The 20,892-nt window shown below is 60.3% G+C and carries 17 protein-coding genes and 2 pseudogenes; 1 reads left to right on the top strand and 18 read right to left on the bottom strand.

Annotated elements, in window-relative coordinates:
- Positions 1 to 77: 77 nt before the first annotated feature.
- From OEG82_RS24325 to rfbA, 15 genes and pseudogenes are all read right to left on the bottom strand, one after another.
- Positions 78 to 656 (bottom strand): annotated as a pseudogene (locus tag OEG82_RS24325) (FkbM family methyltransferase); the annotation flags it as partial.
- A gap of 180 nt (positions 657 to 836) precedes the next feature.
- Positions 837 to 1,838 (bottom strand): glycosyltransferase family 2 protein, encoded by a 1,002-nt coding sequence (locus OEG82_RS20605; RefSeq protein WP_267614221.1) that lies wholly within the window; start codon positions 1,836 to 1,838, stop codon positions 837 to 839.
- A 34-nt stretch (positions 1,839 to 1,872) separates the two neighbouring features.
- A complete protein-coding gene (locus tag OEG82_RS20600) occupies positions 1,873 to 2,625 on the bottom strand; it encodes a glycosyltransferase family 2 protein (RefSeq protein ID WP_267614220.1) in 753 nt (250 codons plus the stop codon).
- A complete protein-coding gene (locus OEG82_RS20595; RefSeq protein ID WP_267614219.1) occupies positions 2,612 to 3,571 on the bottom strand; it encodes a hypothetical protein in 960 nt (319 codons plus the stop codon). Before OEG82_RS20595 ends, OEG82_RS20600 begins: the two co-directional genes overlap by 14 nt.
- 474 nt (positions 3,572 to 4,045) lie before the next feature.
- Positions 4,046 to 6,328: a glycosyltransferase family 2 protein gene (locus OEG82_RS20590; RefSeq protein WP_267614218.1), complete on the bottom strand. Its 2,283-nt coding sequence runs from the start codon at positions 6,326 to 6,328 to the stop codon at positions 4,046 to 4,048.
- Positions 6,325 to 7,137, bottom strand: coding sequence for an ABC transporter permease (locus OEG82_RS20585; protein WP_267614217.1), 813 nt, complete (start codon positions 7,135 to 7,137; stop codon positions 6,325 to 6,327). Before OEG82_RS20585 ends, OEG82_RS20590 begins: the two co-directional genes overlap by 4 nt.
- 114 nt (positions 7,138 to 7,251) lie before the next feature.
- A complete protein-coding gene (locus tag OEG82_RS20580) occupies positions 7,252 to 8,526 on the bottom strand; it encodes a KpsE/RkpR family capsule polysaccharide export protein (protein ID WP_267614216.1) in 1,275 nt (424 codons plus the stop codon).
- Positions 8,527 to 8,593: 67 nt separating this feature from the next.
- Positions 8,594 to 9,247, bottom strand: a complete 654-nt coding sequence (locus tag OEG82_RS20575; RefSeq protein ID WP_267614215.1) for an ABC transporter ATP-binding protein — start codon at positions 9,245 to 9,247, stop codon at positions 8,594 to 8,596.
- 9 nt (positions 9,248 to 9,256) lie between these two features.
- Positions 9,257 to 10,519: a KpsE/RkpR family capsule polysaccharide export protein gene (locus OEG82_RS20570; RefSeq protein ID WP_267614214.1), complete on the bottom strand. Its 1,263-nt coding sequence runs from the start codon at positions 10,517 to 10,519 to the stop codon at positions 9,257 to 9,259.
- Entirely contained in the window at positions 10,516 to 11,577 is a 1,062-nt protein-coding gene (locus OEG82_RS20565; RefSeq protein ID WP_267614213.1) for a hypothetical protein, read from the bottom strand. The genes OEG82_RS20570 and OEG82_RS20565 overlap by 4 nt, the downstream gene beginning before the upstream one ends.
- 13 nt (positions 11,578 to 11,590) lie before the next feature.
- Positions 11,591 to 12,532 (bottom strand): class I SAM-dependent methyltransferase, encoded by a 942-nt coding sequence (locus OEG82_RS20560; protein WP_267614212.1) that lies wholly within the window; start codon positions 12,530 to 12,532, stop codon positions 11,591 to 11,593.
- A 424-nt stretch (positions 12,533 to 12,956) separates the two neighbouring features.
- A complete protein-coding gene (rfbD, locus tag OEG82_RS20555; RefSeq protein ID WP_267615026.1) occupies positions 12,957 to 13,841 on the bottom strand; it encodes a dTDP-4-dehydrorhamnose reductase in 885 nt (294 codons plus the stop codon).
- Between the two features lie 4 nt (positions 13,842 to 13,845).
- The gene (gene rfbB, locus OEG82_RS20550; RefSeq protein WP_267615025.1) at positions 13,846 to 14,907 is read right to left on the bottom strand and encodes a dTDP-glucose 4,6-dehydratase; all 1,062 of its coding nucleotides are present in this window, start codon (positions 14,905 to 14,907) and stop codon (positions 13,846 to 13,848) included.
- Positions 14,908 to 14,952: 45 nt separating this feature from the next.
- Positions 14,953 to 15,480 (bottom strand): annotated as a pseudogene (gene rfbC / locus OEG82_RS20545) (dTDP-4-dehydrorhamnose 3,5-epimerase); the annotation flags it as partial.
- Positions 15,480 to 16,355, bottom strand: coding sequence for a glucose-1-phosphate thymidylyltransferase RfbA (rfbA, locus tag OEG82_RS20540; RefSeq protein WP_267614211.1), 876 nt, complete (start codon positions 16,353 to 16,355; stop codon positions 15,480 to 15,482). The pseudogene rfbC and the gene rfbA, both read right to left, overlap by 1 nt.
- A gap of 257 nt (positions 16,356 to 16,612) precedes the next feature.
- Here rfbA and OEG82_RS20535 point away from each other — a divergent pair, with 257 nt between their 5' ends.
- The gene (locus OEG82_RS20535; protein ID WP_267614210.1) at positions 16,613 to 17,644 is read left to right on the top strand and encodes a phytanoyl-CoA dioxygenase family protein; all 1,032 of its coding nucleotides are present in this window, start codon (positions 16,613 to 16,615) and stop codon (positions 17,642 to 17,644) included.
- A gap of 71 nt (positions 17,645 to 17,715) precedes the next feature.
- Here OEG82_RS20535 and OEG82_RS20530 read toward each other — a convergent pair whose 3' ends face one another.
- From OEG82_RS20530 to OEG82_RS20525, 3 genes are all read right to left on the bottom strand, one after another.
- Complete coding sequence (locus OEG82_RS20530) at positions 17,716 to 19,329, bottom strand: B12-binding domain-containing radical SAM protein (RefSeq protein ID WP_267614209.1); 1,614 nt, start codon at positions 19,327 to 19,329, stop codon at positions 17,716 to 17,718.
- Positions 19,330 to 19,640: 311 nt separating this feature from the next.
- Positions 19,641 to 19,952, bottom strand: coding sequence for a hypothetical protein (locus tag OEG82_RS24355; RefSeq protein WP_324288970.1), 312 nt, complete (start codon positions 19,950 to 19,952; stop codon positions 19,641 to 19,643).
- A gap of 37 nt (positions 19,953 to 19,989) precedes the next feature.
- Entirely contained in the window at positions 19,990 to 20,760 is a 771-nt protein-coding gene (locus OEG82_RS20525) for a polysaccharide biosynthesis/export family protein (RefSeq protein WP_324288969.1), read from the bottom strand.
- Positions 20,761 to 20,892 lie beyond the last annotated feature (132 nt).

Genomic DNA, 20,892 nt, shown 5'->3' with positions numbered 1-20,892 from the left:
AATGAGCCCGCGGCGGTGTAGCCATATTGCTCCAGCATGCCGGAGATGCGCAGGAAATGGTCCCGGTTCGACGCTTCAATGGTCACCGCGGGCCTGTCACGCTCGATCACCGGGGCCGCGCCGCGCAGCACCTCGACATCCATGCCTTCGGTGTCGATCTTGATCAGGCTTATGCGGTGTGCGCCGACATGGTCGGACAGCAGGCCGATCCGCACCGCGCCGGTGTCTCCCAAGGTCCTGTGAATTTCGGCCATGCCGAGATTGTGGTCGCCTGGCGAAACGATGCTGCCCGTGCCTGGCTGGGAGCCGAGAGCAATCTCGTGAACCTGGACCTGATCCTGCAGCCCGTTGAGTTCGATATTGTGCCGCAGAAGGCGTGCAGCAACCGGATTGGGTTCAAAGGCGATGACATTGCAGCCGCAGACGCCGGCGAAATAGACGGTGTGGTTGCCAATATTGGCACCTGCATCGACAACCCAGTCGCCCGGATTAAGCAGGGGCCGGAGCGCGCTGAGTAGTTCCTGCTCGTAGAACTCACCCTTGTCACGTATGATGGAATAGATGTGATCTTTCTCATCGGAATGGGAAAAATAGTAGGATTTCTCTTCGAAAGTGACTTCAGCTTTTTGCGGGGTGTTGTCCAACAAATCTTCCATGCCCTTGCCGATATGCAATTCCGTACTCACCATTGTTTCCAGTCCAGTGATGAGATTTCGAACCTATTTCTGTTCATCCCCCTGATAACCTCTACATGGGGAGTCCGGGGGTCGCAAGCTGCGCGTTTCTGTCTGAACCAAAACCTGACTGCCCTGCTCCAGGGATCATGTGATGCCGCGCTACCAGGGAATGGGCGCGATAACATCATAAGCCACAAGAGAGCCGGGATTTCTGTAGAATTCCGTGTTTTCCCCAATGAATGACAAGTCTTGCTGTTTCAGCAGCGCCGATTTGGAAATCTGATACTCGATGCTGTTCTCCCAATAGTTGCCTTCGGATATCGCGCGATCCATTTTCGAGGTGAAATGCGGCACGAACTTGAAGTGAAGCAGCCCGAGATAGCATTTCGATGCGAAGTTTTGATCATAGGGCCAGAGAAAATGCGGATTGACGAAGAAGTCTTCCGGCTCAAGCCTGAACATCGGGTATTTGGTCAGTTGCGGCTGCACACCGGTCGAAGAGTCCTCGAACAGCTTCTGCCGCGGACCGCCTTCGCGCGCAATCAGCGGAGGAAGCTCATATTCCCGGTAACCGGTTCTGTCGAACAGCGGATAGGCTTCAATCAGTGTCTCTCCCTTGCGAAAACTTGTGTTGGCAACCGGGTGGTGGGAATACATGTCCACCAGGCAGCCGCGAACGCGCCGGATGCCTGCCTTGTCCATCACTGCGGCGAGGCGATGGAAATCCCGTCCGTCCTGCATGCCATCGAAGACGATGTGCTCGTCTGCATCGGCGCACAGGAACCATTGTCCCGGTGATCTGTAGGTATCAAGCAGCAGGTTGAGCCAGGCCTGTTTGCGGATCGTCGTGAAATCAGCGCCGGTGCGATAAAGGTCGATATCGGTCTGTTTGCCGAGATGCTCGAATGTGCCGTCGGTCGAATTGTTGTCGAGAATGACGAATTTCCGGATGCCGGCATTGCGGTAGTGCTCGAGAAAATCCGCAATGATCTCCATTTCATCGCGCATGACCGAAAACATGATCGGGCCGGGGCAGGGGGCAACGCGGCTCAGTGTCACGACATCGAGCTCGGCCCGCGCATATTCCTCGAGAATGGCCGGTATGGTGTCGTCAAATAGGACGCCGGCGGTTTGCCGGGGGAAATGCGGTTTCCCGTTCATCGCCGCGGGTCCATTGCACGGGCAGCCAAACCGGTCATGTGAGCCGGGTCCAGGGATGGCGCAGCGAAATCACGTTCTTGAGGCTTTCATAACGGTTCACTGTATCGGTGCGCAGCATGGATGTTTTATGTACCCGGTAGCTGCACAGCAGTTCGGGGACAAAGCAGACCTCCGCTTCCAGTTCGGCGAGCTTGCACCAGAAATCATAGTCCTCCCACCCCCCGTCGATGTGGGTGTAGCCGCCAGCGCGCTCCCAGATGCGTTTTCGCACCAAGGCCATGGCGTCGACATACGGTCCCTTGGCCAGAAGCGGTTTCGACCAATAGTCGGCATAACCCACATCGGTGACATCGCCGAACATTACCAGTTGGCTATAGCTCGCCTCGGCTTCGGAGGCATGCAGGGCACGGTGAAGCTTGCGGATACAGCACGGGTGAATGGTGTTGTCGGCGTCCATGACGAAAACCGTGTCACATCCGGCAGCCCGAAAGCCCGTATTGCGGGCTTCCGCGAGGCCGCAATTGGCCTGGTGGGCGATCAGCAGGCCGCTGGGAAAACGGTCCTGGTGCTCCTGCATCCATGCCTTTGCGACGGCGAGTGAATCGTCTTTGCGCGAACAGTCATCGACGATCACAAGCTGGATGTCGGCAAAGTCCTGGGCGGCGACGGAGTCGAGACACTCCTCGATATGGTTTGCATAATTGTAGAGGCTGATGGCGACGGACACGCCCGTATCGGCGGGGATTTTCCCCCATTGCAGAATCGTACGGCTGTCACTGGTTCGCATGTGCCGGCCCCCGGGCTGTCAAGATGGCCACAAGCGTTCGGGCTCGTGCTGCTTCGTCGATCGGGTCATGGGCTGCGAGAAACGCGGCTTCTGCGACGGCATCGGCCTTGTCCTGACCATCCTTGTCGTTGAGGACCCATTCCAGCAGATGCATGAGATGATGCGATTCCTCGGCCAGGTAATGGACGCCCGGCTCGAATCCCGGATTGGCAAAACAGGGCTCGGACACCACCACGCTGCGGTTGGCCATGCCCTGATAGACAAGACGGTGCCATTCGAAATAGGGAAACTCGTCGCGATGCACATTGAGCAATATACGGGCATGGCGGGCGGCATATCGGGCCACATCCACCAGACCTGTCTCGCCGGTTGCGGCATTCATCGGTTCCAGAGCATTTTTCGTACGCAGATAGATCATGGTTTCGAAACGGCTGAGCCGTTCCGCATTGCGCGCAAAAAAGCGGGCTCGATGGGGGCTTGTGGTCCCGAAGAAACTCACGTCGAGAGGACGCTTGCCCTCAGGTCCGTCTGCGGCCGTGCTGGTCCACCACCGCTGGGCACGCAGCATCGGGTGGTCGAGCAGGTCCGGGCTGACCGGAGGTGGTGTCTTGCCGACAGAGGGAAAGACGCAGGCAGCCGGCATTACCTCTGAAAAGGCGGATGCGAGCGGCAGCGACATGTCGATGACGGATTTTGCCATCAAAACAATGGGCAGGCATTGCCAGAACCAGGAGGTTTGCACCTGTTCGGTGCAATACATGCAGGCCGATTCCAGCACGTCGTCGCGGACCCATTCCGGCCCGCGTCCGAGGAAGAAGAATTCATGCGGCGACACATAGATGCAGTGCTCGGGCCGGGCGTCAATATCCGAATTCTCGTCCGCCTCGATGACCGTATGTCCGGCTGATCTAAGCGTGTCGCCAAGGCAGCAGGCTATCTCGCGCATGAATATGTTGCCGAGGCTGCTGACAAAGATCCCGACAGTAAGTGGGCGAGTATCAGGAGTCGGGCCTGTGGCACCGGTGCGCGGCACAGGAGTGTTTGCAAACTCGCCGAGGATGCGCGCGATGTGCACCGAGTTTGCAGCCTTGCGCCGTTCGTCGGCTCCATAACCGACAAAGTGCATGGTTGAGGGCATGGTGTTGATGTCCGCGTGCCGGGCTCTGTAATCCGACGAGGAAAAGAGACGAAAGCGGGACAGACGATCGATGGCAAGCTTGGAGCGCTGCAGTTTCAGGCGCCCAAGGTTTCGGTGGGGCTTGGCGCGCCGCATGGCCTTCCAATTCATTGAAAACATTCTGCCTCGCTGCCATCACAGATGTACCCGGCGGCGCTATATCCATATCCGCTTCGCCGGAAAGCGTGCCCGGATTCGGTCTGTCCGCAGATTGTTTCTATAGCAAATCGGTATCGATCAAATCTATTCTTTTTGCTGCCGGGCGATGTTTGCAGAGTTTTGGTGTCGGGACTTGCCGGAAGCCTGCTTGCCGGAGCTTCCGCTGCGAAAGCCGGGTCGGGCCTCAGACAACATTTCGGGTATCTGCAAGCCCGGCACAGACTGGCCGCTCTGGTATCCCGGGTTGATTGCCGGGTCCTGAAATCCGGCCGTTGCGTGCAGCCGCTGCAGATTGGCCTTTTCCTGGTCGAAACGGAGCTTGCGTTCGCCGGACTTGTCATCACCGCGCGACAGCGATTCATGGTGATACAGGCAGGCATAGGGCGTCCAGACGATGCGAAAACCGGCCTTGTGGGCGCGCAGGCAGTAATCGACATCATTATAGGCCACGGCGAAATGCTCTTCATCCCACAGGCCGACCGCGCGGGCGCATTCGCCGGAGATCAGCATCACTGCCCCGGTGACGCAGGTCATGGAATTGCGCAGGTGCAGCCGGTTCATCGGGCCGCCGAAGTCGCGTGGCTTGTTGTGATACCAGTGCCCTGCCAGGCCGCCGAAGCCGACGATAACGCCTGCATGCTGGATCACGTCATTGGGGTAGAGCAGTTTTGCGCCGACGATGCCGGTGCCGTCAAAATTGAGGCACGACACCATTTCCTTGAGCCAATCCGCCTCGATCACCTCCACGTCATTGTTGAGCATCAGGTAATGCGCGCCGGAAGCGCTTGCGACCCCGCGGTTGATCGCGCGCGCAAAGTTGAATTGCTCCTGCCTGATCAGCGCGCGGAAACCGGGCTGCGTGCGCTCATATCCGGCGTAAAGCTCCAGGACCCGGGCATCTGTCGATCCGTTGTCGATCACGATGACCTCGAAATCCGGATAGTCCGTGCGCTCGTACAGATTGGCGATAATGGTCGAGATCAGCTCGAACTTGTCCCGGTTCGGAATGATGATCGAGATTTTCGGCCAGCAGGTCTCCTTGTCGACCGGGAAGGTGACACGGTGCAAGGTCGGGGTCAGTGCCGGCTCAAGGTTCACGGCCATGCCGGCGCGCGCAAAGCGTTCGCTGATGGCGGTCCGCGCCGCCACGGTGGCATTGTCGATGAAACGCTGCGAATAGGTATCGCCGCTTCGGCGCCACCAATAGGCCAAATAGGGCAGATGCAGGATCTGGCCTTCGGGCAGGCCTTCGAGGTAACGCAGCAGCAGGTCGTAATCCTGCGACCCGTCAAAACCCAGGCGAAGATTGCCGATCGCCTGCAGCCGGTCGCGCCGGTACAGCGAGAAGTGGTTGATGTAGTTCATCCCGGTGAGCAAAACCGGGTCATAGGCGGGCTTGAGCATGACCCCTTTTGGGGCGAGGTCGTCATTGACCACCAGTTCGTCGGTATAGAGGAAGCGGACTTCGGGCTGGCTGGCGAGTGTGTTGGCGATCAGCTTGAACGCATGCGGCGCGACGACGTCGTCATGATCGAGCAAGGTCACCCAGGTGCCCGATGCCACGGCGAGGCCGGCATTGGTTGCCCTGGCGATGCCGCCATTGACGGGGTTGCGGACGATTTGCACCCGGTCGCGGGCGCCCAGGTCCTGATACCATTTAAGGGTTTCTTCGGAAGTCGAGGCATCGTCGCTCAGGATCAGTTCCGTGCCAGCAATGTTCTGGCTTTCGAACGAGCGCAGGAGATCATCGAGATGCCGCCGTGGCGCATTGTAGACCGGCACCACGGTGCTCAGCCAGATGCCATCGTCCTGCGGCAGCTTCGCCGTCGGCGCGGCTTCGGCTAGCCGGTACTGGGCGTCGACGAAGGCTGAGACCCGGTTTCTGGAGCGGCGCCGGGGAGCGAAATCTAGGGACAGGGTAAAGCGGGGAAGCCGCCCGAGATCGCAGCGCCGGGCTTGCCCCATGTCGCGGGCCTGCCGCAGGCCGATGGCGCGCTCGGCATCCGCCCGGTTTGCAAAAGTCTCGACGGTAAACTTGAATTCGCAGGGAAGGGTGGCCGGATCGATGCGAAACGAGCGGTTGAGTCCCAGTCTCCCGACATCTGCGATGATGATGAAGCCATAGCCGGACCTGAAGGTGACGGCGTCGTCTTCCCGGAACCCGGAGCCACGGTCGATATAGGCTTTCGGGTCGATCAGGTCGCGATCGCTCCTGAGAAAGGCGACCACGATCGGCTGGCGAAACAACGGGTAGCGGATTTTGAAGAACGGATCGTTGCCGGTGCTTTGCCAGGCGTTGCCTCCCGTGGCGGCATCGGGTTCGAGATCACCGCCTGCGGTTACGGAAAGCCCCATGGCGTCGCTCATGATTCGAGCATCCTGAGGCGAAACACCCTTTCCATCAGCAATCCGAGGCAAAGCGATGTCATGCCGAAACCCAGCACATAGGTCTTGTCGAGATATTTGTCGCTGTAGCCGAGATAATAGGCCGTGCGCATCCACTCGACCAGATGCAGCACCGGGTTCCAGGACAAGGCATAGGCGATCGGTTCGGGCAGCGAGGAGGGGACAAACAGGATGCCGGACAGCACATAGACGAAGATCATGGTCAGGGCGTAGACGGTCGCAAAAAATGGCATGAACATGACGATCACACCGGCAATCGACCCGACGCCGACCGCCAGCAGGAGACTTGCCAGATAGGCATAGGCCGCCTGGTGTGGATCAGCCGGAAACGGGTTGTCGCCCAGGAAAAGCAGGATGGAGAACAGGAAGCACAGCGTCAACACGGCTGCGGTGATTTCGAGAAAGGCGCGCGCTGCCATAATGTCGACCACGGTGACAACCGGAAAGGCCAGCATAGGGCGGTTGAGCAGAAGCGACAGCGACATGAAACGCGAGACATACATGAAGGACAGCGTTGGAATCAGGCCGGTTGCGAAGAACACGTTGAGACTGTCGCCATAGGGCGCCTGCCGTCCGATGAACTTGTAGATGGCAAGCAGGGTCAGCATGTGCACCAGCGGCCAGATGGAGACGATCAGAAAGCCGAGACCGTGATTGAAATAGCGGCTTCTGACATCCCGCAGGATGACAGCCCCCATCACGTTCCGCTTCTCCCGCAGGGCGGCCCCGATGCTGGTCCTTGGCTGTATCTCGCTGGGTGTCACGCTCATCGGTTTACTGGCTCTGGATGTGGAAGAGGCAGCGCCCTTCCGCCGGCGCCATCACGCGAGGCGGAGGCCCTTGGCAGTCTGCATATGCCGGAACCGCGCATCAGCATGACCGGCTCAATTCGAAATCTGGTTGCGTATGGTGTGCAGGATGCCCAGCAGCGCCCCCCACAGCAGAAGGCTGGCCAGGAAACTGAGGAAGATCGACAGGATCCGCTTCGGATACATCGCCTCGTCCGGCGTGCGCGGATCGAGAAAGCTCTCGAGATACAGGAGCTGTTGCCGGCTGACGAACTGGATCTGCTCGACCGTCTTCAGGCTGGCTGCGAATTGCTGTTCGGCCAGGCTCTGGGCGAGTTGCAATTGCGACATCTCCTGTGACACATCGGCGAGGTTGCGCGCGCCCTCGGCGCTGCCGGCCAGCTGGCTCTTGAGTTCGGCGATCTGCTGTTGCTTGCTTTCTATCTCGCGCTTGAGCACAAGCATTTGCGGCGCCGTCGGCGAGACCACGGCGAGATTGGCATCATAGCGGTGCTGCAGGTTGAGCCTCTCGCCTTCCATCGCGCTGATCAGATTGGTGACGATGGCGGAGCTGCCTTCGACGGTGAGCACGCCGTCGCGGTTGCGGGCGCGGGCCAGGGCCTGCCGGGCTTCGAGCAACTGGGTCTTGGCATTTTCGAGATTGGTGTTGGATGTCTCGATGACATCCTTCCAGATCCGGTCGTTCACCCGGTTGACGACATATTCCGCGGCGGTGAGGATCGCGCGTGCCAGCAGCGCGGAATCCTCGGCCGTAAACGCGCGCACCGTGACCACGACAATTCCGCTCGAGGGGCTGACTGATGTGGACACCATGTGGTTCCAGTATTCGAGCAGGTCCTCCCGCGATGCATCGTCGGGCAGCCGCGCCCACCAGTCGATGGAGTTGTCGCCGTAGATTTCGTGCAGGCTGATATCGCGCTCTTCCAGCACATCGAGCATCTCGTGGCTGCCGATGAAATTCATGGCGATCTGCGTGTCCTGGACGATCTTCGCTGAAGGAATGCCGGTAACCTCGGCGATCTGGTCATTGCCCAGCGCAGGGGCCGAGGACCTGACGGTGAAGCGCGTTTCGGATTCATACTGGTCGGAGGCGAAATAGCCGTAATAGGCCAGCGCGGTAACACTCGGCACGATCAGGCAGAAGACCAGCAGCAAGATCGAGACGATGGTGAAAAGCCGGTCGAGCATGCGCGGGCGCAGCCCGACGATCTTGAAAAGGTTGCTCCTGGAGGAGGTCGAGAGCCGCAGCAGACGGGCGGCCGCCGTCAGCCGCGCCGACACGTCGCGACTGGCCTGAATCCCGACCTGCTGACGACCCGAATTGTCTTCGTGCTGACCAGTATGCGTCACGGATATGTATCCACGCTTTCCATGTGCCTGTTCCAACGTCATTCCGGCTGATCGTTGGCTGCGAAGACTATCGATTCAACCGGTAATAAGCTGCAATGGCTTGTCCGACATCGTCATAGAGCATCATGCGACCATCAACAAGCAGGATGCCCTTGTCGCAATATTCGTCAATGGTGTGCATGCTGTGGGACACCATGATGATGGTGGAATTCCGGCGGCGGCTGTCAAAGGCGGTCTTGCACCGCTGCTGGAAGCTGGCGTCGCCGACAGCGGTGATCTCGTCGACAAGGTAGCATTCGAACTCGATCGCCATTGACAGTCCGAAGGCCAGCCGCGCCATCATGCCGGAGGAATAGGTCCTGACGGGTGCGTTGATGTAATCGCCGATTTCGGCAAAATCCTCCACGAAACGCGCGACCCTGACGACATCCTCGCCATAGGCGCGGGCAACGAAATTCAGATTTTCCTTGCCGGTCATCAGGGCGTTGAAGCCGGCGGCAAAGCCAAGCGGCCATGACACCCGGACGTTCTTGCGTATGGATCCGGAGTTGGGGAGGATGGTGCCGGCGATCATCCGCAAGGTTGTGGATTTGCCCGCGCCATTGACGCCCAGGACGCCATAGGAATGGCTGCTGTCAAACTCGAAATCGACCTGGTCGAGAATGATCTTCTTGTGCTTTTGCGTCTTGAAGTGCTTGGAAACGTTCTTGAACCGGATCACTGCGGCACCCTAAAGCCTGTGGTCTTCAACCGATGCCCACACCAGCGAGAGCAGCGACCAGAACACCAGAAATCCGAGCGACAGCAGCAATGGAGACACAAAGCGGCGCGGGTAGAAGGATTCCTCGGGCAGGGACGGATCGATGAAGACCGTCAGGTAGAGCGCCTTGCGCAGCGCCGCGGCAAAGGCCTGGTCATAGTTCTGCTTGGCGGTTTCAAACAGTTTCTCGGCGACGATGCGGTTGGTCTCCACCTCCGAATATTCGGTGATGAGGTTGGTCAGCGCCAAGTCATCGCTGCCGACGAGCCGCTGCTGCAGATTGTCGATCTGCTGGGTGAGGCTTTCCCTGGCATTGAGAAGCTGCTGATAGCTGGGGGATCCGGTGCCGTTTGACTGGCGCAGGACGAATATCCGGCTGTCGAGTTCCATCGCCTGGGACAGCAGGCCGGTGAGCAATGTGCCGGTCTGCTTGGCTTCGTCATCGGGGCTCAGGAAGCCGGTCTGTTTTTGCAGCCGGTTCAGGTCGGACAGGGCCTGCTGGTATTGCACGGTGGTTCTGTCGACCTCCTGGCGGTAGCTTGCCAGAAGGTCGTCGCGCGCGCGGATTGTCAGCTCGTTGACCAGCTTTTCGCTCTCTTCCAGTATCGCGGTGGCGAGCCGGACCGAATCGTCGGGATTGAAGGTGCGAACCGTCAGGGTGACGATGGAAGACGGGCCGTCGATATAGGCCGTGACGTGGTCGGCCCAGTAATCGAGGAATTCCTCCCGCGACGCCTCCGGATCGAGGCGGCTCCAGAAGTCGGCTTCCGGGGATTCGAAGATGGCCCTGTAGTCGATCTTGCCATCCAGCCGGCTCAGAATCTCGGAGGAATGGATGAAGCTGGTGACGACATAGGAATCCTGGCTCGCCGCGCGCATGGTGAAGAGGTTTCCGCCCGGGCTCGCCTCCGTGCTGTCATCGGCCAGCGATCGCACCGCAAACCGGGCTTCGGCGGTAAATTGGTCGGACGCCAGCAGCGTGAAATAGAAGATCGAGATCAGCGACGGGATGATCACCATCAGGAAGAAGCTGATCAGCGCCCGGGGCGGCTTGCCGCCCGCCTGCGCAACCGGCGCGACCGTCGGATCGAAGGTCAGCGTCGGGATCGTCTGCGGCGGGACCTGCCGGCGCCTGTCCGAGCCAAGCCGGCTCAGCCAGCCACGCGGCGCGGACTTGGCCATGTCGACCTCCGGCTGACCGGTTTGCGTGCGCGCGTCGAGCGGCTTTGTCATGAGGATGCCTCAGTCAATGTCGCTGGCTCCGGTGCCACAGCCTGGCGCACATAGTAATCAAAAATCAGATCCTCCTCCAACATCGTTTCGGCGATCTGCATGGTGCGCAATCTTTCGGCCATTTCCTCAAGAAAGGCATAACGGGGCGTGATCGGCAGTTCGACGGGCGGGATGTCGAGCAGTTCTCCGATCGCCTGATGAAAATGGCCGACATCATTGTCATAGCCCACCGTGGTGAAACGGGAAACCGCGTCGATTGCTGCGGCAATGTCGCGGCGGGTCACCTGCTGTTCGGGGTCGCTGCAGACCAGTTGCCGCGTGACCGGCGATACCAGGACGTTCCTGACCTTGCCGTCCGCCCGTTTGAGCGCGCGCCTGACCGCGCCCTCGTCCTGCAGGTTGACCTCGGCGAAATGCCGCGCTGCAGGCTGCAGGAAGATCTGATCGCGGTCGCTGATGAAGGTCACCGGCTCGCGGGACAGGCGCTTGAGAATAAACAGCCGGCTGGCCATTTCATAATAGGGCTCGGGGATCGAGCCGACGAAATGGAAGCCCTTGTCGAGAAATTCTTCATAGCCGCGCAAGGGCAGGCGGCCGCTGACATAGATCGAGTTGATGGCGTTGAGATGAAACATCTGCAATGTCGTCTCGTTGCCGAACCGCTCGGCTGCCGACATGGCATACTGGAATTTGTGTCCGCACTGCTTGTCCAGCTTTATCGCCGGAATCATTCTCAGCTCCAGCCGGAACAGTTTCATGTCCAGCGTCTTGCGCGCTCCGGGCCGGCGGTAGATCAGCAGGCCCGTGTCGGCGTCGCGGACCGACAGGCCCGATTGTGCGGCCAGGTCAGGGGTGTTACTCGCATCGAGCCGGAAGCCGACCAGTCCGGTCGCATGCCGGCCGGCGTCGAGCGCGGCCTGGCGCATCTGGTCGCAAGGCTGCAGAAAGGACGATCCGTCATCCAGCGTGACCTTCACCACCGGTTCGTTGGAAAAACCGTCCGGGATGAGGTAGCCCTCTATGATGTCTTCGCGATCGTATTCGAGATTGAACAGCAATTGAGCGACCCGTCTATGGTTCTGCAGGGACCGATTCCGGCTGTTTCCGCGCGAATATCGAGGCACACGGACCGCCGGCATGGTCCAGATTCACATCCAGTTCTACAATGTCAGTGTAGCCAAAATGCGCCAGCAGCAACAGGATCTCGTCCTTGCGCATCCAGTAATGACGGTCCCGCATGCCGCCGCAGAACGAGGCGTCGGTATTTGCATGCTGATAGCTGCGTTCGTGATAGTGCAGTTTCAATCCGTCGAAATCCCGGATCTCCACCTTGCCGCTGAAGGGCAGGTTGCGCAGATCGGACGGGGGCATCGCCGCCTCGTCATAGAAATGGGTCCAGATGAAGATAGCGTTGGAGCGCGCCGAAATCAGCGACAGGAATTCAGCCGGGTCATGCATGTGGTAGAGCACGCCGGAGGCGATCGAGAGGTCATAGACCGTGTCTTTTTCGGCCAGCCAGCTGCGGATATCGCCCAGATGGAAATTCACCCGGTTGAGCTTGAGGATTTCCTTGGTGACGAGACAACGCAGGAAGCACAGCTTGTTGGCCTCGACCGCATCCACCCGCGCGGGCTCGCGCTGGTTGAGAATATAAGTGTGCATGCCTTCGAGCGGTCCCACCTCGAGAATGGTCTGGCCCTTGATCGGACCATAGGTGTCGAGCGCGGCGAGGATCCTTGCATCTGAAAACAGCGGGATCCTGCCTGCCGTCAGCCCGAGTTCGGAGGGAAATGCCGAGCTCCATCCGGGCAGGAGATCGATTGCATTTTGATGGTCGGGCAGCCGCATTTCATATTGCATGAACTGCCCGGTTGCGGATGAGCCGCCGGAACTGAGAAAATCCAGATTGTCCTTGACGGGCAGGCGCGGCTTCCAGAGTGCCGACAGGCTCGCCAATCGTCTCTGGATCTCCAAGCGAAGCCGAAGAGCGCCCTTTGAGAGTCTGTCAATCATGAAAGGTTCCGTCTCTGGCCAAGGTCGTAGGATGGACAATACCCGTGCGCAGGGCACCGGCACTTCCGGAGTGGCAATGTCTGTTCAAGGGATTCGAATATCTTGATATTCATCCATTCTGGATCAGCATGCGCGACCCGCAGATATTCCATCACATTCAACTTCACGTCTCTATGGCGCGATTGACGGGGTCGCTGATGACAGGTTGCGTTCCAACCGCCCGGATGGCCTGACGTTCGAGCGATCGCCATACATAGGGCTATTCACCCCTCGGGCAAGAAAATCAAGATCTTTTGATAAAGAATACATAGGCCCGTCCAGAGAATTGGCCGGCAGCATTCACCACTGCTTGGGTGTCGGGGCGGCAAGGCGCGGCAGGCCGGAGCATCGCGCGGCCCTTGCCCGATGGGGATCCGGGCTGTCGTCAGACCTTGGTCAGCAGCCGGCGGACAACTTCCGCCGAAGACTGCCGCCAGTCCGGTGCCCGGTAGCCGAAGATCGTTTCGGCCCTTGCACAGTCGAGCCGGGAATTCGATGGTCGAGTTGCGGCGGTGACATAATCCGACCCGGGAATCGGCTCGACCCTGGCACTCGGGCCGCCGGCCCGGCCGCTTTCAGCAAGCACATGAGCGGCGAACCCGGCCCAGGAGGTCGAGCCGGAGCCGGCAATGTTGTAGACGCCCCATCTGTCAAAGCCTGGTTGCAGAACCGTGCGGGCCGCGGCCAGCATGCCGTCGGCGAGGTCAAGCGCCGATGTCGGATTGCCGATCTGGTCATCGACCACACGCAGCGTGTCGCGCTCGCCCGCCAGGCGGAGCATGGTCTTGACGAAATTCGCCCCGAACGGGCTGTAGACCCAGGCCGTGCGGATGATCAGATGACGCGGATTGGCCGCAGCCACGGCTGCCTCTCCGGCCAGCTTGCTGGCGCCGTAGACCGAAACCGGGTTGGTCGGCGCTGTTTCACAATAGGGCGCGCCGGCGCTACCGTCGAAGACGTAGTCGGTGGAGATCTGGATCACCGGCAATCCCAGCCCTGCAGCCGCACTGGCCACCGCACCGGCGCCGGTGGCGTTGACGGCAAAAGCCGCCTCCGCATCGCTTTCGGCGGCGTCGACCGCGGTATAGGCGGCGGCATTGATGACAAGATCGGCCTGACAGGCGGCAAGCGCCGGGGCGATGGTGCCGGGCCGGGAGAGGTCCAGGTCCGGACGGCCAAGACAGATCAGGGTGATCCCTGCATCGGCTGCGGCGCGTTCCTGCAGCGAAAGGGCGAGCTGGCCGTGCCTGCCGGTGACTGCGATCCGTATCATCTCAACCGGCCCTTTCGCCTAGCCGTCTGCCGGCATATTTTTGCGCACGGATCGGTTTCCACCACCAGTCATTGGCGAGATACCAGTCGATGGTCTTGGCCATGCCGCTTTCGAAGCTCTCGTCGGCGCTCCAGCCCAGTTCCGTCTCGGTCTTGTGCGGATCAATTGCATAGCGCCGGTCATGACCGGGCCGGTCGGAGACCATGGTGATCAGGTCGAGATAGCTGCTGCCGCCGGCACGTGGCCGTTTGCCGTCGAGAATCCGGCATATTGTCTCGACCACATCGATGTTGCGGCGTTCGGCGCGGCCGCCGATATTGTAGCTCTGACCCGGCCGGCCGCGTGTCGCCACCGCTTCGAGCGCTGCGGCATGGTCCTCGACATAAAGCCAGTCGCGCACATTCTCGCCCTTGCCATAGACCGGAAGCGGCTGTTCATCGAGCGCATTGAGAATGACCAGCGGAATGAGCTTTTCGGGGAAATGGAACGGTCCGTAATTGTTGGAGCAGTTCGACAGCACCACCGGCAGCCCATAGGTGTGGCCCCAGGCCCGGACCAGATGGTCGGAGGCGGCTTTTGATGCCGAATAGGGCGAAGAAGGCGCATAGGGGGTGTCTTCGGTGAAGATGCCGCTGTCGAAGGGCAGGTCGCCAAAGACCTCGTCGGTGGAGACATGATGGAAGCGGAAGCGCGCGGCGCGTTCGGCCGGCAGGCTGTCGCGATAGGCCCGGGCTGCCGTGAGCAGGCGGAAGGTGCCGATGATATTGGTCTCGATGAAGGCTTCCGGCCCGTCGATCGAGCGGTCGACATGGCTTTCGGCTGCCAGATGCATGATCACGTCGATGTCTTCGTCGCGCAGGATCTCGGCAACGGTCTGGCTGTCGCAGATATCAGCCTTCACAAAGCGGTAATTGGGGTAGTTCTCGATCTGCTGCAGCGAGGCCAGGTTGCCGGCATAGGTGAGGCAATCGAGATTGATGACGCGATGCTGCGGATTGGCCACCAGCCGGCGGCACACTGCCGAGCCAATGAATCCGGCGCCGCCGGTGACCAGAAACCTCATCGGGCTGCATCCTTCAAAAACAAAACCGGTATCAGTCTCGTCCAGCAGGCCCGCGTCACGATCCTTTGCCGACAGGGTGTCGACATTGACCCCGATCGGCCAGTCGATGCCGATGCTCGGGTCATCATGGCGGATGGACCGGTCATGCGGCCGGGAATAGGGTGCCGAGACCTTGTAGAGAAATTCGGTATTCGGCTCAAGCGTCAGGAACCCGTGGGCAAAGCCTGCCGGCACAAACAGCTGATTGCCCGTTTCCGCACTCAGCTCGATGCCGACCCAGTGCCGGAAGGTCGGCGAACCTTGGCGGATGTCGACTGCGACATCGAACACCCGGCCGCGGGCGACACGCACCAGCTTGGCCTGGGCCATGGGGGGCGTCTGAAAATGCAGTCCGCGCAGGGTTCCGGTGTCGCGGCTGAGCGAATGGTTGTCCTGGACAAAATCGGCCTCAATGCCGCCGTCGAGCCAAAGCGCCTTGTTGTAGACTTCGGAGAAATAACCGCGGCTGTCGCCATGGCGATCGGGGATGACTTCGATCAGCCCGGGAATGGCGAGTTCGACAAATCGCGGCATCAGGCCAGATCCCCGACCCGGCGGCGCAGATAGGCGGCGTAATCGGTCTTGCCCAGGTCGTGAGCGATGGCCAGAACCTGTTCGGCGTCGAGCCAGCCGCTTTCCAGGCCGATTTCCTCAAGGCAGGCGATCTTGATGCCCTGGCGATGCTCGATGGTGCGGACGAAGGATGACGCCTCATGCATGCTGTCGGGCGTGCCGGTGTCGAGCCATGCAAATCCGCGGCCCAGTTTCTGCACGAAGAGATCGCCGCGCTGCAGATAGGCCCGGTTGACGTCGGTTATTTCAAGTTCGCCGCGGCTGGACGGCGTGATCGCTGCGGCAATGTCGAGCACGTCGTTGTCGTAGAAATAGAGGCCGGTGACCGCCCAGCTCGATTTCGGCACCTGCGGCTTTTCCTCGATGTCCAGCGCCTGGCCGGTCTCGCTGTCAAAGGTCACCACGCCGTAGCGTTCCGGGTCCCGGACATTGTAGGCAAACACCGTGGCGCCTGAGCTGCGCTGCGTCGCTTCGTTGCAGATCGTGGAGAAACTGGCGCCGTAGAAGATGTTGTCGCCGAGCACCAGCGCGCAGCTGTCGCGGCCGATGAAACTGCGCCCGATCAGGAAGGCCTCGGCCAGCCCGTTGGGGGCAGCCTGTTCGGCATAATCGATCGATATGCCGTATTTCCTGCCGTCGCCGAGCAGATGCCTGAACATCGGCAGATCGCGCGGGGTCGATATGACGAGGATTTCGCGGATGCCGGCCAGCATCAGCACGCTGAGCGGATAATAGATCATCGGCTTGTCGTAGACCGGCAGCATCTGTTTCGAGATTGCCTGGGTCATCGGATACAGCCGGCTGCCGCTGCCGCCGGCAAGTATGATCCCCTTCATGACGCTCTCCTTTTCAGAGGGTTTTGAAGTAAAGCCTTGAGCGCATAAAGCAATGAAAATATATCCTGTCCTGGCCAATGGCGGTGACGTGCGATCGGCATCTTGCAGCAAAGCGACCCGGATTGTCAGGAGCATAAAGCGTTGCAGGGTGCCGGGAATGCTTTCAGGGCGGCTTTCCTGTGGAGAAAGGCTATGGAGAACGTTCCCAAGAGATCGTAGCATGCCAAGAAGTTGATACAATTGGAGAATGCCGGTCGATGAAGGCTCTTGCCTATTTCAAGTTCCCGCTCTGGCTTCTCGGCGTCGCCGGCTCGGAAAAGTCGCTTCGAAAGAATCCTGTCCTTGGCAGTCCGTTCCTGAACCGGATCGGCCTGCACCGCAGCCGCGTGTCGTTGGCAGCGCGGATGGCAAGGATGCGGCGTGCACGGCTGGCTTCGAGCTTGTCCGACGCCGACCGCGCCTCGTTTGACGAAAACGGCTATTTCCTGACCGAGGATTTTCTGCCCCGGGACGATTTCGAGGCGCTGCGCAAGGCGGCATTCGAAGAGCGATTCGATGCCCGGGAAATGCGACAGGGCCAGGCGATCACCCGGATGGTGCCCTTGCCGCCGGAGGTGCTCAAACGGCACCCGGCGGTGGCCCGCGCGCTTCGCGACCCGCGCGCGCTTGCGCAGATCCGCTACGCCGCCGCACAGGGCGGCGAGCCGATCGGCTTTTTCCAGACCGTGATTGTCGACCCTTCGGGCGCAAAGGATCCGCAGACGAGCATCCATTCGGACACGTTTCATGCCACATCCAAGGCATGGCTGTTCTTGCAGGATGTGGGTGAGGAGGATGGCCCGTTCTGCTTCGTTCCGGGCTCGCACCGGCTCACGCCCGAGCGGCTGGAGTGGCAGCATCAATGCTCCCTGTCCGCGGCGGCCGATCCGGATGGCCATCATGCCAGCGGGTCGTTCCGGGTGCGGACGGAGGAATTGTCAGCTCTCGGCCTGCCGCAACCGGTGCGCATGGCGGTGCGCGCCAATACGCTGATCGTCGCCGATACCTTTGCATTTCACGGGCGTAGCCCATCGGACAAGCCGACGATCCGCTGCGAACTGCACTGGCACATGCGCCGCAATCCGTTTCTGCCTTGGACCGGGCTTGATCCCAAGGCGCTGCCCGGGATTCGCGGACGCGAGATGCAGCTGTTCATGGCCGTCTCGGACGCGCAGGAGAAATATCTCAAGAAGCGGCATATCTGGCGCCCGGTCGGGCCCGTGGCCGTCAACGCCCCGGCGCAGATCTGAGACGAGGTCCCGCGGTGCGGCTCGCTCCGGTCATGCCGGTCAAACGGCAAGACGGATCCGCGCGGCTGGCGCTATTCCGCTGCTACCAGTGCAGGTTCGACCCATTCACCACTTTCAACTTCGGCGATCTGCTTGTCGATCTGCTGCACGACATAGCGTGAAAACGGGCCCAGATGCACATAAAGTGCGATCATCATCATCACCGGCTTGATCGCACGGAAATTGTGAAACGCGGTGTGGATCAGGGTGCGCCAGAACGGTCCGCGATAGGTGGTGTTGGTAAATGTCATCGACCAGATCAGCTTGCCGAAGATCTTCAGGTCGTGAAGAAAGCCCGCGCCGAGAAGCGCGCCGTTTTCGCCCTGCATGTTGAGCCGGTCGCTGACATCCCGTACCCGGCTGAAATAGGCTTCCGGCTTGTATATCCGGTCGACAATATCCCTGTAGTCCTTGAGAATCCTGACCCGGTCACGCTTGGTCTCGAAATTCAGGCCGGCCGTGCACTGGTCGCCGAAATGATCTTCGGTGTCTTCATCGAAGGTGTCGAAGGTGGTGTGCAGACGACCTTCCCGTTCAAGCCGGCGGGTCAGCTGGGTGGTGGGCAGGGCAAACAATAGGCCGACCATGGAAACCGGGATTGCCGCCTCTTCGATCAGCGCCGAGATTTCGTTGGCGACATGATCGTTTTCCTCGTCAAACCCGACGATGAAGCCCGCCAGCACCCAGATTCCGGCATCGTAGATCCGGTGCACGCTCTTGGCGATGTCGCGTCTGGTATTCTGTTTCTTCTGGGCCGCAATCAGCACGTCTGGATCGGGGCTCTCGATGCCGATGAACACCGAGAAGAACCGTGCCTGCTGCATCATTTTCAGCAGGGCTTCGTCATCGGCGAGGTTCAACGAGGCTTCGGTGGACATCTCGAAGGCATTGTTGTGCTTCTTCTGCCATTCGATCAGCTCCGGAAGGAAGGCCTTCACCGCCTTCTTGTTGCCAATCAGATTGTCATCGACGAAATCGACATGACCGCGATAGCCGAGCTCATAGAGCCGGTCGAGTTCGGCGAGCATCTGCGCATTGTTCTTGGTCCGCGGCCTGCGCCCATAGAGCTCGATGATGTCGCAGAATTCGCAGGTGAACGGGCATCCGCGCGAGAACTGCACGTTCACCTGGACGTAGTTTTCGAATTTGAGCAGGTCGAAGCGCGGAATTGGCGTGGTGGTCACGTCGGCCTTGAATTTTTCCGCCGCGAATGTGCCGCTGCGCTCGCCGCGGTCCCAGGCCTCGAGGAATTTTTCGAAGATGCCTTCGGCTTCGCCAAGAACGCGGAAGTCAGCCGAAGCGTAGATTTCCGGGCTTGATGTCGCATCGGGACCCCCCACGACGGCGGGCACGCCCATCTGCTTGCACTTGCGGATCATTTTCAGCGAGTCTGCCTGCTGCGGCAGCATCCCGCCGGTGAACACCATGTCGGCCCATTCGAAATCGGCATCGGTCAGTTCATCGGTGTTGCGGTCAACCAGCCGGGCATTCCAGGATTCGGGCAACATGGCCGCGACCGTGATCAATCCCAGCGGAGGGGCGGGATATTTGGCGCCGATGAGTTCGCAGGTGGCGCCATAGTTCCAGAACGATCCCGCGGAGAAGCGAGGATAGAGAAGCAAGACATTATATGCCTGTTTGTTCATTCCAAGGGCTCCGTTCTGCATGATGCTCATGCCTGAAAGATCAATCCTGAACTCGAATTCTGCCGCCATGCGGTCCGGCGCATGCGGCGATGCAAGCAATCCGGCTCACCGCGGGAAGGCTGGTGCCGGCATGCGCTGTCGGCCTTCGCCGCGGCAGCGCACTGTGAGCAGTTTGCTGAGCGAGCGGTTGATTGGCAAGGCCGTTGATGTGCATTTCGCGGTGCCCTTTCGGGCAAGATACACGGGGTGCTGTCCGGTGTCACCTTGCCCGCAGCCCGGACCCTGAATCAGCACGATCTGCGCGCTGCGGATCAGGGATTGGCGATGCTGGTGACGGAGGAGGCGATTGACAGCGGTCCCTGCAGGACGGCCACGAATTTCGCCATGTCGACCACCGGATGGCGCGACAGGTAGACGATGTCGTGGCTGTTGACGCGGAAATTCTGCGCGATGAACAGGCTGTCGGGCTTGCTCATGTCGAACTGGTAGACGATGGGGTAGCGGTCGAATTCATCCGGCTCCATGCCCTTGGCGAGCAGGTCCCGGAACCGGTCCTTGCCCAGCACGGCTTCGATGGTCTCGCGCTGTTCGAAGCGGAACACGAAGAACCCTTTCGCATCCACCCGGCTGTCCTGGCCGCCACCGGCCAGCGCCACAGCTTCAGCCAGGTTGAGGCTGCTGGAGCCAAATTCGATCTCGCTTGTTGGAAATCGCTTCGCCCAGGACGGTGAATGTCTGCGGGTCCCGGGTCAAGAAGATCTGGTCTCCCGGATAGATGAAGATGTTCTCGTTCGAATTCTCGATGATCGAGCTGTAGAGCACATGGGCGATCTTGTTGCCGCGCATCACCGTGACATAGGTCTCATAGGGTTCGGCGCTGTTGCCGCCGGCCTTGGCGATGACTTCGGCAATCTGGCTGCCGTCGAGACTGATCGGAATCAGCCCCGCGGAATTGACAGCGCCGGAGACCGTGACGGTGCGCGAAGCGGTCGACACGGCCGTGACGATGACGTCGGGCTGAACCGCCTTGCCTTCGAGCCCCGCCTTGATGGTGGCGCGCGCCTGGGCAAGCGTCCGTCCGGCAAAGCGGACATCGCCGACATAGGGGATCGCGCCCGTGCCGTCGGGCTGGACGACCAGGTCAAAGGAGATCTGCTTGGTGTCGGTGGTCGAGAAAAGTCCGTCGCTGCCGGCTTCGAAAATGGTGATCTTCAACTGGTCGCCGACGCCGATGGCAGCCGAATTGCGGCCATCACCGAAGCCGAACCGGGTGTTCAATGTCCGGGACCGGTAGCGCGACAGCAGCCTGGCGATCGGCGTGTCCATTTCCACCAGCGCAAACACGGTGGCGTGCGGGAGCGACAGCTCCTTTGCCGATTGGCCTGCATTGCCGACGATTTCGGAGGTCAGGGGGCCCTGGCCGGGGACCATCTGGCATGCACCCAGGGACAAGCAAAGCCCAAGTGTCACCAGATGTGTCATCACTCTAGATTGTCTCAAACCAGATCCCCAAACAATTCCATGCCGTAGTCGCACATTCTCTACAGTTTTAAAGCGGCAATG

The sequence above is a fragment of the Hoeflea ulvae genome, from assembly GCF_026619435.1.
Taxonomy (GTDB): domain Bacteria; phylum Pseudomonadota; class Alphaproteobacteria; order Rhizobiales; family Rhizobiaceae; genus Hoeflea; species Hoeflea ulvae.
Note: the sequence above shows the minus strand (reverse complement) of the source record. Positions and strands in the feature narration are given on the sequence as shown.

Bases quoted from the DNA above. Each gene is read 5' to 3' on its own strand.
- OEG82_RS20605 (WP_267614221.1), bottom strand. From the start codon at position 1,838: ATGAACGGGAAACCGCATTTCCCCCGGCAAACCGCCGGCGTCCTATTT.
- OEG82_RS20600 (WP_267614220.1), bottom strand. From the start codon at position 2,625: ATGCGAACCAGTGACAGCCGTACGATTCTGCAATGGGGGAAAATCCCC.
- OEG82_RS20595 (WP_267614219.1), bottom strand. From the start codon at position 3,571: ATGCGCGAGATAGCCTGCTGCCTTGGCGACACGCTTAGATCAGCCGGA.
- OEG82_RS20590 (WP_267614218.1), bottom strand. From the start codon at position 6,328: ATGAGCGACGCCATGGGGCTTTCCGTAACCGCAGGCGGTGATCTCGAA.
- OEG82_RS20585 (WP_267614217.1), bottom strand. From the start codon at position 7,137: ATGAGCGTGACACCCAGCGAGATACAGCCAAGGACCAGCATCGGGGCC.
- OEG82_RS20570 (WP_267614214.1), bottom strand. From the start codon at position 10,519: ATGACAAAGCCGCTCGACGCGCGCACGCAAACCGGTCAGCCGGAGGTC.
- OEG82_RS20560 (WP_267614212.1), bottom strand. From the start codon at position 12,532: ATGATTGACAGACTCTCAAAGGGCGCTCTTCGGCTTCGCTTGGAGATC.
- rfbB (WP_267615025.1), bottom strand. From the start codon at position 14,907: ATGAGGTTTCTGGTCACCGGCGGCGCCGGATTCATTGGCTCGGCAGTG.
- rfbA (WP_267614211.1), bottom strand. From the start codon at position 16,355: ATGAAGGGGATCATACTTGCCGGCGGCAGCGGCAGCCGGCTGTATCCG.
- OEG82_RS20535 (WP_267614210.1), top strand. From the start codon at position 16,613: ATGAAGGCTCTTGCCTATTTCAAGTTCCCGCTCTGGCTTCTCGGCGTC.
- OEG82_RS20530 (WP_267614209.1), bottom strand. From the start codon at position 19,329: ATGAACAAACAGGCATATAATGTCTTGCTTCTCTATCCTCGCTTCTCC.
- OEG82_RS20525 (WP_324288969.1), bottom strand. From the start codon at position 20,760: ATGGTCCCCGGCCAGGGCCCCCTGACCTCCGAAATCGTCGGCAATGCA.